This is a genomic window from Hahella ganghwensis DSM 17046 (genome assembly GCF_000376785.1).
GTDB classification, from domain to species: Bacteria; Pseudomonadota; Gammaproteobacteria; order Pseudomonadales; family Oleiphilaceae; genus Hahella; species Hahella ganghwensis.
In genome coordinates, this window is record NZ_AQXX01000135.1 from 21,490 (window position 1) to 34,696 (window position 13,207).

Genomic DNA, 13,207 nt, shown 5'->3' on the forward strand with positions numbered 1-13,207 from the left:
TTATTGCCCCAGCGTCAACAGACGCTGCATCATGGTTTTGGCGCTGTTCATCACTTCAGTGTTGACCTGAAAGCTTCGAGAAGCAGACATCATGTCAGCCATCTCCTCAACAACATTCACGTTCGGGTAAAACACATAACCCTCTTCGTCTGCCATGGGATGATCAGGCTGATAACGACGCTGCAGAGGATCCTGACTCTCAACAATGCCACGAACTTCAACACCGCGGGATGCTTCCTGATTGATATCGCCACTAAGTGCATTATTTAAAGCATCCTGTTGGATCGCCGCAAACACTGGCTTTCTGGCGCGATAGGTTTCATCAATACTGGAACTGGCAGACTCAGCGTTGGCCAGGTTACTGGCCGTGGTATTCAACCGGACTGACTGCGCCGCCAGGGCCGAACCAGCAATATCAAAGATGCTATTGATTGCCATCATTACTCCCCTTTTATCGCTCTAACCATGCCTTTCATCTTGTTATTCAAGAGCAGAAAGCTGGCCTGAAAGTCGAGTGCATTCTTGGTGTACTCAACAATTTCCGTCTGGGACTCGACAGTATTGCCATCAATGGAAGGCTGTGAAGGGTTCCGGTACATCAATTCACCATTTGCCCCTGTGCCGGGTATGGACATATGCCCCCGGTCAGTCCTTGCCACATCCAAATGATCCTGCTGCCCTATTTCCTTTTGCAAAACAGCCCTGAAATCAACGTCTCGAGCTTTAAATCCCGGGGTGTCAGCATTCGCCAGGTTGTTGGCGAGAACTTCCGCCCTCTGGGTTCTGACCTTCAGGGCCTGCTCATGGATTCCCAGAGCATTGTCAAATGAAATGGCCATTCACTCACCTCTTCATGCAATTCCCCTGGATTACAGCAAGACCAATGCCATCAATAATATATCCTTATTTTACAACAACTTAAGAAATCACCCCGAAGACATTGCGGCAATCTGATACCGCCACTTGCCGCAATATTCAAAAGCCAGGGAGTAAAGAGGGAATAAAAAGGAACCAGAAAGTGATTGAGATATGAGAGAAAGCAATAGGAACGAAAGTATTACCAAGAGAAAGCAAGGTCTGCCGGGGATCAAATCCCCGGCATCACACCTGGACGACCATCCTGTCTATACAGTCGTGATCACCATCTTTGATGAATCATTCAGTGATGAACTGCACTCGATCCTGAAATATCGGGGCCTCTACCGGCTTGATCTGACGATCTAATGGGGTCCCTACGTAGACGAACCCTACCAGCTTTTCGTTCTCAGCCAGCCCCATATCCTTTAAAGCCTGAGGGTCGTAAGCAATATCTCCCGTTCGCCACATCCCTCCGTACCCCATAGAATCCAAGCTCAGCAGCATGGCATAAGCACTGCACCCGACACTGATCACCTGCTCGATTTCAGGCACTTTTGGATGCTCCTCAATCCGGGCAATCACAGAAATCACCATTGGCGCCCTCAAAGGTCGCCCCCTGGCCCGCTCAATGGCTTCCGGAGTAGACTGAGAATCCTTCCTCAAAGTGTAGTCAACGAAGACCTGAACCAACCGATTCAGCCCTTCCCCCTGCCAAACCTGCAACCTTAGAGGCCGAAGCCGGGCATGATCAGGGGCTCTCATCATTGCCTCATAGATATTTTCAAGCTCTTCAGCCGAAGGGGCCGGAGCCTCCAGCAACGGAGAAGAATAGCGCGCAGATAGTACGCCGAGCATGTCCATAAACGATTCCTTAAATGATTTGTTGATTCCGGCAATCTCAAATTGCATCAATACACTCTGCCAAACATTGAAGGCCGGTTAGGCCACATAACCAAACCAACCCGAAAGTGCAGGCAGATTAATACCAAAGGCGTATAGACATTACACCTTGGCCTATATCTGTTTTACTGATACCCTGAAGTCGCCCGCGGCTGGCCCTATATTTACATAATTACCGCATCACACTGTTTTTTTCTGATTTATACTGATAAAGAAAAAGCACATCGAAGTTTACCTGAATATTGGTCCGGCAGATTCAAAACGAATCACTCAATACAACCGCAGCCGCTTAGACCTTATATTCCTGACCTTCTATGCTGCCCAATAATTAGCACAAGCGAAGTAACATATCGGATTGAAATGCCTGAAAAAAAGCTACCAGAACCCAAGAACTGCACTGGCAGTCAGACACCAAGGATGAGGTCGTTATGAACCAACCGCTGACCAATGCACCGGTGATGCGAACCGGTCACTCAGTGTCACCGGTCACTATCCCCCCCATGCCGGATTACAATGCCAGGGTTTTGGGATATCTTGCATTGGCAGCCATTGTTGTTTCAGGCATCCTGGAAAAGCATTTTAATGAAAACCTTATATGGCTGGTACCCGCAGCCATGCTTTGGCCACACATACTTTATTTTGCCCTGCGCTATCTGGGCCGGGACAAAAGCATCAAAGTACGCCACAGTATGCTGCTTTTCGACAGCAGTCTCGGCGGCATTCTTCTGGTATTGATCGACCTCAGCCTGACCCCCACGCTATTTCTTCTGCTGATGCTCAATTTCAGCCTGATCATCGTGGGCGGAGTACGTAGTTGGGGCCTGGGAAATGTCGCATTTCTTGGCGGATTCACCCTGGCCTCGCTATATTTCGGACTTAACATCGCACCTCCCACCCCCATTAGTGTCAGCATCGTTGCAGGGTTCAGCTGCTCTATTTTTGTCTCAGTTACCGCCTACTACACCCACCAACAGGCCAGAGCGTTGGTAGGCGCAAAGTCACAGATCCAGTTCCAGCGGGAACAATCCATCGCCCTGTCACACAAACTTGCGAAATACCTCTCCCCACAGGTCTGGCAATCCATCTTTACCGGCGAACGGGATGTAAGACTTGAAACCCAACGCAAAAAGCTGGCGGTATTCTTCTCAGATATCAAAGGATTTACCGAACTGGCCGAAGAAATGGAGCCGGAAAGCCTGACCGAGCTGCTGAACAACTATTTTAATGAAATGTCCCAAATTGCCCTCAAATATGGAGGCACCATCGACAAATTTGTGGGCGACAGCATCATGATTTTCTTCGGTGACCCCACCAGCCGAGGCTCCAAGGAAGACACCCTGGCCTGTGTTGCCATGGCAATAGAAATGCGCAAACACATGAAGATCCTTCGACAAAAATGGACAAGCCAGGGGATTCGGACGCCACTGGAAATTCGCATGGGAATCAGCACAGGCTTTTGCACTGTCGGCAATTTCGGCGCTGAGAACCGCATGGATTACACCATCATCGGCAAAGAGGTCAACCTGGCCAGCAGACTTGAGACTCTGGCCGCCCCAGGGGAAATTCTGGTATCTTATGCCACCTTTTCACTGATCAAGGACACCATCATGGTCAGGGACAAAGGGGAGATCAGCGTTAAAGGCTTCTCCAGACCTGTCCCCATATACTCTGTCGTCGACTTCCGCCGTGACATCGGCGCCAATCAAAGCTTCATCGAGCATGAAAGCGAGGGATTTGCCATGTACCTCGACGCTGGCAAAGTGAATATCGAGGCACGAGAAAAAGTTCTAAGAGCCCTGGAAGCCGCCGCCGAAAAGCTGCGCAGCAATTAAAGAACTTCAATCACAAGACTACTGCCTCGCCAGCTTAAAGTTATCTGCCCTCACTGAATAATTAGACCTTAGTGGGTTAATATCCAATCCTCCACGACGGGTATAGCGGGCATAAACCGCCAACCTTTCAGGCTGGCAACGCGCCATGATCGCCATATAGATCGACTCGACACAGTGCTCATGAAAATCCTGATGCCCGCGCATGGACACGATATACCGCAGCAGTCCGGCATGATCTATCCGCTTCCCTTCGTAGCGGATATAAACTGTCGCCCAGTCCGGCTGCCCCGTCACTGGACAGTTGGATTTCAACAAATGCGAGCACAGGGTTTCTGAAACTCTTTCTGATGAACCCGAAGCATCATCAGCGAGCTGAAGCAAACCGGTATCAGGCGCGTACGTTGTGCAAGTGATATCCAGCCCGTCCAGACACTCGGCCGCTTCCCAGTCATTAGGATCATCCACCCACTGCGCCGAAGGCAGAATCTGCACTGACACATCAGCATTAACAGCAGCGGAGAGATCTCGTGCCATAACACCCTGAACCTCCTCCAGACTGGCATAGGACGTCTGATTGAAAGAGTTCAGATACAACTTAAACGACTTTGACTCAATAATATTCGGACTGTCTGCCGGAATCCTGAACACGCCAATCGCGGCCACCGGCTTTCCTTTCGGATTCAGCCATGACAACTCATACCCGTTCCACAAATCCTCACCGAGAAACGGTAGCTCGCCTGAAATCCCCAGCTTTTCCCGATTCGCCTGACGGGGAATCGGTGTTAGCAGCTTAGGATCATAATGTTCCGGATATTCGGTGGACTGTCCAAGTTTAGTGGTTTGCTTTAAATCCACGACTCACCTGCTCCTGCTGTGATCAAAATAAGGGTTAACTTTTAGTTCCGAATGCCGACGCCACGATTAAGCAACGACAGGCTGTAGAAAAACAAAATGGCAATAAACAGAAGTATCATCCCATAAGCGACACCAATATTGATATCACTGACGCCCAGCAAGCCATACCTAAAGGCGTTCACCATATAAAGAATGGGATTGATCAACGAAACATCCTGCCAGAAGCCAGGCAACAGGGTAATTGAATAAAACACCCCGCCCAAATACGTCAAAGGCGTCAGCACAAAAGTGGGAACGATGGAAATATCGTCAAACTTGTTGGCATACACAGCATTGATAAACCCACCTAGAGAGAACAACACTGCGGTTAACACCACAACACTGATCACCACTCCCAGGTGATGAATTTGCAGATCTGTAAACCCGAGAGATACCAGGGTCACGATAAATCCAACCGCCAACCCTCTGGCAACACCGCCACCCACATACCCCAACAATATAATGTAATTCGGTACCGGCGCTACCAGTAGCTCTTCAATGCAATGCTGAAACTTCATCCCGAAAAAGGACGACACCACATTGGAATAGGCATTGGTGATCACCGACATCATTATCAGGCCGGGCACAATGAAGTCCATATAGGCATACCCCCCCATTTCACCAATCCGGGGGCCGATCAAATTACCAAAGATCACAAAGTACAATGTCATGGTAATCGCCGGAGGCAAAATGGTTTGAGGCCAGATACGGGTGAATCGACGCACCTCTTTAATTACGATGGTCTGAAAAGCCACCCAATTAGCGTTAAGCATCAACCGCCTCCTTTTGCTGCTTCTCCTTCTCTTCACTGACAAGCCGAATAAACAGCTCTTCAAGGCGATTGGTTTTAGTCCGCATACTACTCACCTCAACCCCCAGGGAATCGAGCTGCCTGAAAGCGTCATTGAGACTGCGTTCACCGGCAACATCCACTTCAAGCTGCCCCTCTCCGGTCAGCCTCACCGGATACCCCTCCAGTTGAGGGGCCTGAGATAACTGCCCGGCAATATCAAGCACAAAGGTTTCATTATGCAGCTTGCGCAACAGATCACGTTTGTTTGCATGCTCCAGAATCTCACCCCGATCAATAATGGCAATATTGCGACAAAGCGCCTCCGCCTCTTCCAGGTAGTGAGTGGTCAAAATAATGGTCTTGCCTTCCTTGTTGACTTCCGTCAGGAATGACCACATTGAGCGTCGAAGCTCAATATCAACACCGGCCGTAGGCTCATCAAGGATGATCAATTTAGGGTCGTGCACCAACGCCCGGGCAATCATCAACCGGCGCTTCATCCCTCCAGAAAGCATTCGTGCGGGCTGGTCATGCTTGTCCCACAAACCCAGTTCATTAAGGTACTTTTCCGCGTTATTTTTTGCGATCTTAGCCGGAATACCGTAATAACCCGCCTGAGTGACGACGATATCGAAAACTTTTTCAAACTGATTAAAGTTGAATTCCTGCGGAACGACACCAAGATTCAGCTTGGCTTTGACCAGATCCTTATCGATATCATGCCCAAATACTTCTACCTTGCCCGAAGTCTTGTTGACCAGGGAAGACACGATCCCCAGAGTAGTGGATTTACCAGCACCATTAGGCCCCAACAAGGCGAAAAAATCGCCTTCCTCCACTTCCAGAGTGATACCTTTCAATGCTTCAAAACCGTTGCCGTAGACTTTACGCAACGACTCTATCGCCAATGCAGTCGCCATGATAATCCAATTGTTATGAGCTCAACTTCTCCTAAATTGTGGTGAACGACTGAAAATTCAATCCCAAAAACTGAATAAACACCCAGTATCTTCCGCCAGAACCTTATAACTCTTGCTTTAAGAAAGAGGCTCATTTTGAAAAAAGACTCTCATCAAGATACAGAGGTATTCATGCAAAATCGGAAGGGTCGGCTCCAAGTCAGCTCCACTTTGAGACAACTGCTCGGATTTTAAGAAAACTGGGATGGGCTTCCTGTTTATGAATTTTACCGATCTATATAATTTGGCCAAATTCAATATAGAAAATGCATCTTTACGTAAAGGACTGTTTTCCCGTATGAAGCAAGTGCTCGCAGTAATCCTGACACTTTTTCTCGTGGCTTGTGGTGGCGGAGGTGACGATAGCAGCAGTTCCGACGGCTCCATTACTGGCTACCTGACCCACGAAGGCATTGCGGGAATGTCCTACCGTACCGCCAGCAAATCCGGCGTCACCGATGAAAAGGGACGCTTCAGGTACAGAAAAGGCGAGACCATCACCTTCTATCTGGGTGATATCGTCTTTGCAGAAGACATTCCAACAAAACAGTACATCACAATTATCGATTTCGATCAGGACGTGGTTGACCTGATTGACGAAGGCAGCCTCGTCCGAGGAATGACAGATCATTCCGCCCTGGTAGAAGAAGCCGCCAAACTGGAACACATAGTCAACATGACCCGACTGCTTTTTGCTCTGAGCTCGCCTCCTGATGATAAAGACTCAGAAGAAATCGCCCTGATTTACATTCCTACAGATGTCCGTAGCACGATAGAAGCCTACACTTTCGACACCGCAATCAATTTTCATCAGGACGTCGGCAATTTCGGCAGCGAAGATTTGCCGGATAACCCGGAGAATATTTTCATCAACTATATCTGCCAGGAACTTGAGCAACCCGCCTGCCTCAATAATGGCGTAAAAGAAATGCCGACATCAGAACAGGCGGAAACTTTCGGCAAGTCCCAGTCAGAAGAAATCACGAGCATCATTGCCAGCAGAATTTTCCTGTCGCCGAGAATCGTGGAAATCAATGCCGCCGACACCAGTGTCCACGACATCGCCATTTCGGCCGTCAATCAGGGACTGAACATTGCACAACTGGAAGTAAAGACCACAGACGAACTACCAGACAGCGAAGGCAACTTTCCTGACACCCCACGCTCAGTTGCCGCAGTACAGTATGGCTCTGCCGCCAGCGCCCGATTCGGCTTCTACGCCACCGGAGAATCCGGCCAGGAGACCTCCATTATTGCCAACATCAAATTGGACGGAGACTATCGCTGGTATAAAAAGTCTCTACGCGTTCGATTACTGTAACCGCCCTCGCTACAATAGCAACAATCGCCCAAAAAGAAAGGCTGCATAGCAGTGTCCTGCTTTTGCAGCCTCTTCCAACAAGCAAATTCTGAAATATAAAAACAGACGAGAAAGTGAGCCTCTACAAAGTTAGCTCAGAACACTCCTGGCACGCCAACGCCCCATAACCTCAGGCAAGACATATTCAGCAGGGTTTATATCATAAGCACCAAAAGGCAAGCTTCGCATCACCTGTATAAAATCTTCCTGGCGCTTCTTTTTGTCATTGTATTCCCTGAGATTGACCACCTTACCTTTCTTCAAGGGACGTTCATGTTCATCAATCACGACCATCACCGTCGGCCAGAGCTTTCTCTCAGGATTGTTCGCCACAACCACGCCAATCTGATGATTACTCAACTCCACCATGGTGCCGGTAGGATAAACACCGATTGCATCAATAAAGCGCTCGATCAAATCTTCCTGAAACTCAATATTACGAACCTGGTATAAACGAGCAACCGCCTCAGAAGGCTTCATTGCCTCGACTCCAGGGCGTGGCTCAATCATTTCCTGATAGTAGTCCACAAGACCAGCCACTTTGGCCAGCAATGGAATCTTGTCTCCGCTCACCCCTTTGGGGAACCCGGAGCCATTGTGGCGCTCGCGGTGATATTCGACGATGGTGACCACCTGGGGAGGGATGGCAGGATCGGCCATCAGAATATTCACCCCTTCTTCCACATAGGCCTTGTATTGCTTGAACTCTTCAGCGTTCAGATAATGATTCTTACTCAGCAGTGCATCCGACAACTTGGCTTTACCCACCTGACTCAACAGCAGGCCGGAGGCAAGGGTTTGCAATACTGTTGGAGAAAGCCCCAGATGACGACCCAACACCAACCCCCAGATACTCGCAGACACGGCATGAGAGTAGCTATGCTCATCCTTTTTCTGAACCCGGGACAGCCAAACCAGAGCATCAGGATTTTGAAGAACACTCTGAGTCATATCATGAGCCAGTTTTTCGGTGACTGTAATATCCACCGGCAAACCTGCATTCACCTCCTCAAGAATTCGCCCCAACGTAGCGTCAATGTCCTTAACCAGCTTGCGAGCCTGACGTATTCCTTTTTTCAGGGTCACCTTGGTGTCATATTGGATGGGCTTACGAATAACAATGGGTGAATGGGGAAGTCTTTGCTGGGATTCATCATTGCGGGCATTAACTCCCGACTGAAGCAACTCCTTCAGACGAGTCTGCAAACCTGAGTCGACAGACTCCAGCCTATCGTAGGCAGACCGCGCCAAGGGACGATCAATAAACACATGACGACAGTAGGACTGTAAGGCATGAATGTCATCGCTGCTACGAATGTAGAACCCCTGTAACGGAAACGGTGTCTGACACCAGGGTCTGTCAAGGTCAGCGACGAACATGCCAATAGACAGTTCGGAAACTGACACTTTAATACTCTCTGCTGCCACTACATTTACCTCTGAACAGACGTTCTTCTACTACCTTTCATTTTCCATTGTGCCACACAAGACTCCACTACATTTTGAAGTAGTTGAGTAACACAAAGCCTGAATTTCTTTACCAAATGTACAAACGCGGACAAATATACAAACAGTCTGAGACTTGGTTCACAGCTATAAAGAACTACCATTTTACAGGATTGGTCAAGACAGTCTCTATCGTCCAAAAGGACAGTTTCTTCTTTTTTGACAAACAGACACAAACACAACAAACAGGCATGAAAAGCAGGCCAAATCGATATTATGGAGCCCTCCCCTAAGAAGAGCAGACTCGGTCACTGAGGACAGGAGGCCTGTCTTCTCCGCTACCTTTCACAACCTTTTTCACTGTTACCGCATAAGGAACCACTGAGGCCTTGAGATAATCAACATTCTGTTTGTCCTCCCCCGTATCCACCGTAGTTTCAGCCGGATAGCAGAATACGCTCAGCTCAATGTTCTTTCCGAAGGATTCTGCTTTTACAGCGCCATTTGCGCCACGTAGACTGCCGCAGGCAACATTCACCGACGCTACGGGAAGACCATCCAAAGTGAGGTCAGCTTCCGGTTGCGCGCAGAGCACAACCTGACTTCCGTCCGGCCCATCACAATGATGACCTAGTGCAGCTTGATTTCTGAACACCAGGGTTCTGGCACTACACTGGGTTTTAAGTGAAAAATCTGAGGCGGACACCCCTCCCATCAAACCCTCCGTAGACTCCCATTCCAACAGAAACTCCCGCGCCTCTCCGGCTGAATTTTCCGCATAAAACCGACCAAAATGGGAATAAGTCGTCGAACAACCACTCATAAAAACCAAAAACACCAATACCAAAACTCTTGCCAGAGATTTCATTACTACTCTCTCCTTGCTCTCAACGTCGAACTGTTTTTATTGCTTCTCTTGTTCTCTGGTTACCCGCAGCTTAATTCCATACCTTGAGATTCCCAATCCTCTACATAGCAGAAACCCTGCAAATCGATACCCCACCTCCATACTGACTTTACAAGCTATACAAAATCCTGATTCGGCACATCAATTTTGACACCAGAGAACAACGCGCTATTGATAACCAGCCGCCATTCTATCCAAAACGACCTAGGCACTCGAATTAATACTCTCTCGACTTTCCCCTCTTGTATTGAGCACTTTCCAAAATGAACATTTTCGCTGGAGATGATGCCCCCTAACCCGGCTCTTCAAAAGAATCAAAGACACCCGACCAATAAGGTCAGATCTCCTTACCTGAAAACTGCCACTTCACATATAAACTGAGAATTATTATCATTCATATTTTTATAAACATTAATTCAACCTATCCCTTACAATTCCAATTAAGGAAAATAATATGAAGTTCCCCTCTCTTAAGCGCCCTTCTCTTAAACGCCTAAGTACCAGCCTTCTTGTCGTGGCTGCGGGGCTTACCTCTGGTCAACAGGCCGTCGCTGCTGATGAGGTCAACATCTACTCCAATCGCCAGCCTTTCCTTATTCAACCTATTCTGGATACCTTTACCCGCAAAACAGGCATTGAAACCAATGTGGTGTTTGCCAAATCTGGTGTCGCAGAACGTTTGAAAACCGAAGGGGCAAACAGCCCTGCCGACCTGGTACTCACCGTCGATATCGGGCGTTTGCAAGAACTTGTAGAAGCGGATGTGATTCAATCCGTCAACAGCGACATTCTGAACAACAACATTCCCCAGCAATTTCGCTCCAAGGATAATCTTTGGTTTGGCCTGACACTTCGCGTACGTAATGTCTATGCCTCCAAAGAGCGTACTGACATTAACGGTATTGCCTACGAAGATCTGAGTAATCCAGAGTGGAAAGGACGCATTTGCACCCGTTCCGGAAAGCACCAGTACAACATTGCCCTGATCGCCTCCATGATCGCTCATCACGGGGAAGCCGAAACCGAAAAATGGTTAAAAGGTGTTAAGGCCAACCTGGCACAAAAGCCACAAGGTAATGACCGCGCGCAGGTCAAAGCCATCAAAGAAGGCATCTGCGATCTGGCGATTGGTAACAGTTACTACTACGGAGTCATGCTGACTGACGAGAACCAGAGCGAATGGGCACGTTCAGCAAACATCCTGTTCCCCAACCAGTCCAACCGCGGCGCACACGTCAACGTCAGTGGTGTAGCCCTGACCAAAGCGGCCCCCAACAAAGCAAACGCCATCAAACTAATGGAATTCCTGTCAGAAGAACTGGCTCAGAGAATGTACTCCGAGCAGAACTTTGAATATCCAGTCAAACCCGGTGTTAAGGCTTCCGGCCTGGTATCTTCCTGGGGCGAGTTCAAGGCAGACACCCTCTCCCTTGATGAAATTGCCAAACATCGTGAGCAGGCGGTCAAACTGGTTGATAAGGTCGACTTTGACGGTTAATCAATCCACATGATAAAGAGACCTGACTGAATGGAAGCCATCTCGGCTCCAGTCTTTGACGCCGGCCGCCACCAGCAGACAGAACCTGTCCAATGGTGGCGCTGGCTGACCTTCTTTCTGGCGGTACTCGTCCTGATACCGCTTGTGTCTGTGCTATACCTGTCTTTTTTCCCCGATGAGAATATCTGGCCTCATCTGATCAGCACCGTCCTGCCGCGCTACCTGCTTACCACGGCCTGGTTGATGCTTGGAGTAGGACTGCTCAGCACTTTTTTCGGACTTACCAGCGCTTGGTTGGTAGCTCATTATCATTTCCCGGGGCGCAGATTCTTTTCCTGGGCGCTACTGCTTCCGTTTGCTGTTCCAGCGTATGTTATCGCTTACGTATATACCGACCTGCTCGAATACTCCGGCACGTTTCAGGCCACCTTAAGAGAATTGTTTGGATGGAGCTCACCCAGGGATTACTGGTTTCCGGAAATCCGCAGTCTGGGAGGCGCTATATTGATGTTCTCACTGGTTCTCTACCCTTATATCTACCTGACCTGCCGGGCAGCGCTGCAGGAGCAATCCGAAAGCCTCATCCTGGCAAGCAGATCCCTGGGAGCAGGAACTCTGAAAACCCTGTTCAGAGTCATTCTCCCAACAGTTCGCCCCGCCCTTGCCGTGGGGCTTGCCCTGACCCTGATGGAAACTCTGAACGACTATGGAACCGTCAGCTACTTTGCTGTACAGACATTGACCGCCGGACTTTATGACACCTGGTTGAATCTCAGCAATTTGGGCGGAGCAGCACAGATAGCTGCACTGATGGTCGGCATCGCCCTGTTACTTCTCTACCTTGAGCGCAGCAGCAGAAAACAGGTAAAGACCTATCAAAGCGGCGTAAAGGTTCGGCCACTTGAGCCAACCAGATTAACCGGCAGGCATGCCGTCATGGCAACCACATTCTGCTTCCTGTTGGTATTCGCCGGATTCCTGATACCTGCCGGGCTTTTGTCTTACTACGCTGTACTGTACTTCGAGCAGAGCTGGACCAGCGACTTTGTAGAATACGCCCTGAATTCACTGCAACTTTCGTTTCTCGCTGCACTGATTCTCATCATCGTCGGCACCTTGCTGGCTTACTCTCAGAGAATCGCCCCATCAAGATTCAACAAATCCATGGTCAGAATGGCCTCTGTAGGCTATGCAATGCCAGGTGCCGTATTGGCCGTCGGTGTGATAGTCCCACTGGGAACCTTTGATAATTGGGTGGACGGCGTTGCCAAGTCCTGGTTTGATACAGGAACAGGGCTACTGCTGAGCGGAACCATATTCGCTATTCTTTATGCCTATTCCGCCCGCTTCCTGACCGTCTCTCTCGGCTCAGCGGAGAGCGGGCTTGCCAGAATCACCCCAACCATGGACCAGGCAGCCAGAACACTTGGCCATGGCCCCTGGACCAGTCTGCGTAGAATTCACCTCCCCCTGCTCAGACGGAGCCTACTGGCCGCCGCTATCATTGTCTTCGTTGATTGCATGAAGGAATTGCCCGCCACACTGATACTCAGACCCTTCAATTTTGAGACTCTGGCAACCTTTGTATATCAGTATGCTTCAGATGAGCTGCTGGAGCAGAGCGCACTGGCTGCACTGATGATTGTCGTGGTCGGCCTGTTGCCGGTATTACTTCTAAACAAAGCCAGCAACAACGAAAAATCGGCATAAAAAACGCACCGGCAGGTGCGTTTTTCGTTATGGCCTGAGAAGTATTGCAA

At 49.2% G+C, this 13,207-nt stretch carries 12 protein-coding genes; 4 read left to right on the top strand and 8 right to left on the bottom strand.

Annotation, left to right across the window (positions count from 1 at the left end; all coding sequences use genetic code 11):
• The 3 genes from flgC to F566_RS0123625 form a co-directional block, all read right to left on the bottom strand.
• Positions 1-438 (bottom strand): flagellar basal body rod protein FlgC, encoded by a 438-nt coding sequence (gene flgC, locus F566_RS0123615; RefSeq protein ID WP_026180273.1) that lies wholly within the window; start codon positions 436-438, stop codon positions 1-3.
• Positions 439-440: 2 nt separating this feature from the next.
• Positions 441-839, bottom strand: coding sequence for a flagellar basal body rod protein FlgB (flgB, locus tag F566_RS0123620; RefSeq protein WP_020409504.1), 399 nt, complete (start codon positions 837-839; stop codon positions 441-443).
• Positions 840-1,155: 316 nt separating this feature from the next.
• On the bottom strand, positions 1,156-1,767 hold the full coding sequence (locus F566_RS0123625; RefSeq protein ID WP_020409505.1) for a nitroreductase family protein: 612 nt from the start codon (positions 1,765-1,767) through the stop codon (positions 1,156-1,158).
• 419 nt (positions 1,768-2,186) lie between these two features.
• Between F566_RS0123625 and F566_RS0123630 the strand changes: the two genes are divergently transcribed.
• A complete protein-coding gene (locus tag F566_RS0123630) occupies positions 2,187-3,590 on the top strand; it encodes an adenylate/guanylate cyclase domain-containing protein (RefSeq protein WP_020409506.1) in 1,404 nt (467 codons plus the stop codon).
• Positions 3,591-3,608: 18 nt separating this feature from the next.
• Here F566_RS0123630 and queF read toward each other — a convergent pair whose 3' ends face one another.
• Genes queF through F566_RS0123645 form a run of 3 tightly spaced genes read right to left on the bottom strand, consistent with a single transcriptional unit; the run spans position 3,609 to position 6,197 of the window.
• Positions 3,609-4,445 carry an NADPH-dependent 7-cyano-7-deazaguanine reductase QueF gene (gene queF, locus F566_RS0123635; RefSeq protein WP_020409507.1) on the bottom strand — a complete coding sequence of 279 codons (837 nt, stop codon included), beginning with the start codon at positions 4,443-4,445 and terminating at the stop codon, positions 3,609-3,611.
• A 41-nt stretch (positions 4,446-4,486) separates the two neighbouring features.
• On the bottom strand, positions 4,487-5,257 hold the full coding sequence (locus F566_RS0123640) for an ABC transporter permease (protein WP_020409508.1): 771 nt from the start codon (positions 5,255-5,257) through the stop codon (positions 4,487-4,489).
• Positions 5,250-6,197 (bottom strand): ABC transporter ATP-binding protein, encoded by a 948-nt coding sequence (locus F566_RS0123645; RefSeq protein ID WP_020409509.1) that lies wholly within the window; start codon positions 6,195-6,197, stop codon positions 5,250-5,252. The genes F566_RS0123640 and F566_RS0123645 overlap by 8 nt, the downstream gene beginning before the upstream one ends.
• Positions 6,198-6,534: 337 nt before the next feature.
• On the opposite strand from F566_RS0123645, the gene F566_RS0123650 reads away from it, so the two are divergent.
• On the top strand, positions 6,535-7,557 hold the full coding sequence (locus F566_RS0123650) for a hypothetical protein (RefSeq protein ID WP_157497041.1): 1,023 nt from the start codon (positions 6,535-6,537) through the stop codon (positions 7,555-7,557).
• Positions 7,558-7,686: 129 nt separating this feature from the next.
• On the opposite strand, the gene F566_RS0123655 is transcribed toward F566_RS0123650, so the two are convergent.
• Positions 7,687-9,024 (bottom strand): HD-GYP domain-containing protein, encoded by a 1,338-nt coding sequence (locus F566_RS0123655; RefSeq protein WP_020409511.1) that lies wholly within the window; start codon positions 9,022-9,024, stop codon positions 7,687-7,689.
• A 307-nt stretch (positions 9,025-9,331) separates the two neighbouring features.
• On the bottom strand, positions 9,332-9,910 hold the full coding sequence (locus F566_RS0123665; RefSeq protein ID WP_020409513.1) for a hypothetical protein: 579 nt from the start codon (positions 9,908-9,910) through the stop codon (positions 9,332-9,334).
• A 493-nt stretch (positions 9,911-10,403) separates the two neighbouring features.
• Between F566_RS0123665 and F566_RS0123670 the strand changes: the two genes are divergently transcribed.
• Both F566_RS0123670 and F566_RS0123675 read left to right on the top strand, forming a co-directional pair.
• Entirely contained in the window at positions 10,404-11,447 is a 1,044-nt protein-coding gene (locus F566_RS0123670; protein WP_020409514.1) for a Fe(3+) ABC transporter substrate-binding protein, read from the top strand.
• A 30-nt stretch (positions 11,448-11,477) separates the two neighbouring features.
• Positions 11,478-13,157 carry an ABC transporter permease gene (locus F566_RS0123675; protein WP_020409515.1) on the top strand — a complete coding sequence of 560 codons (1,680 nt, stop codon included), beginning with the start codon at positions 11,478-11,480 and terminating at the stop codon, positions 13,155-13,157.
• Positions 13,158-13,207: the final 50 nt, after the last annotated feature.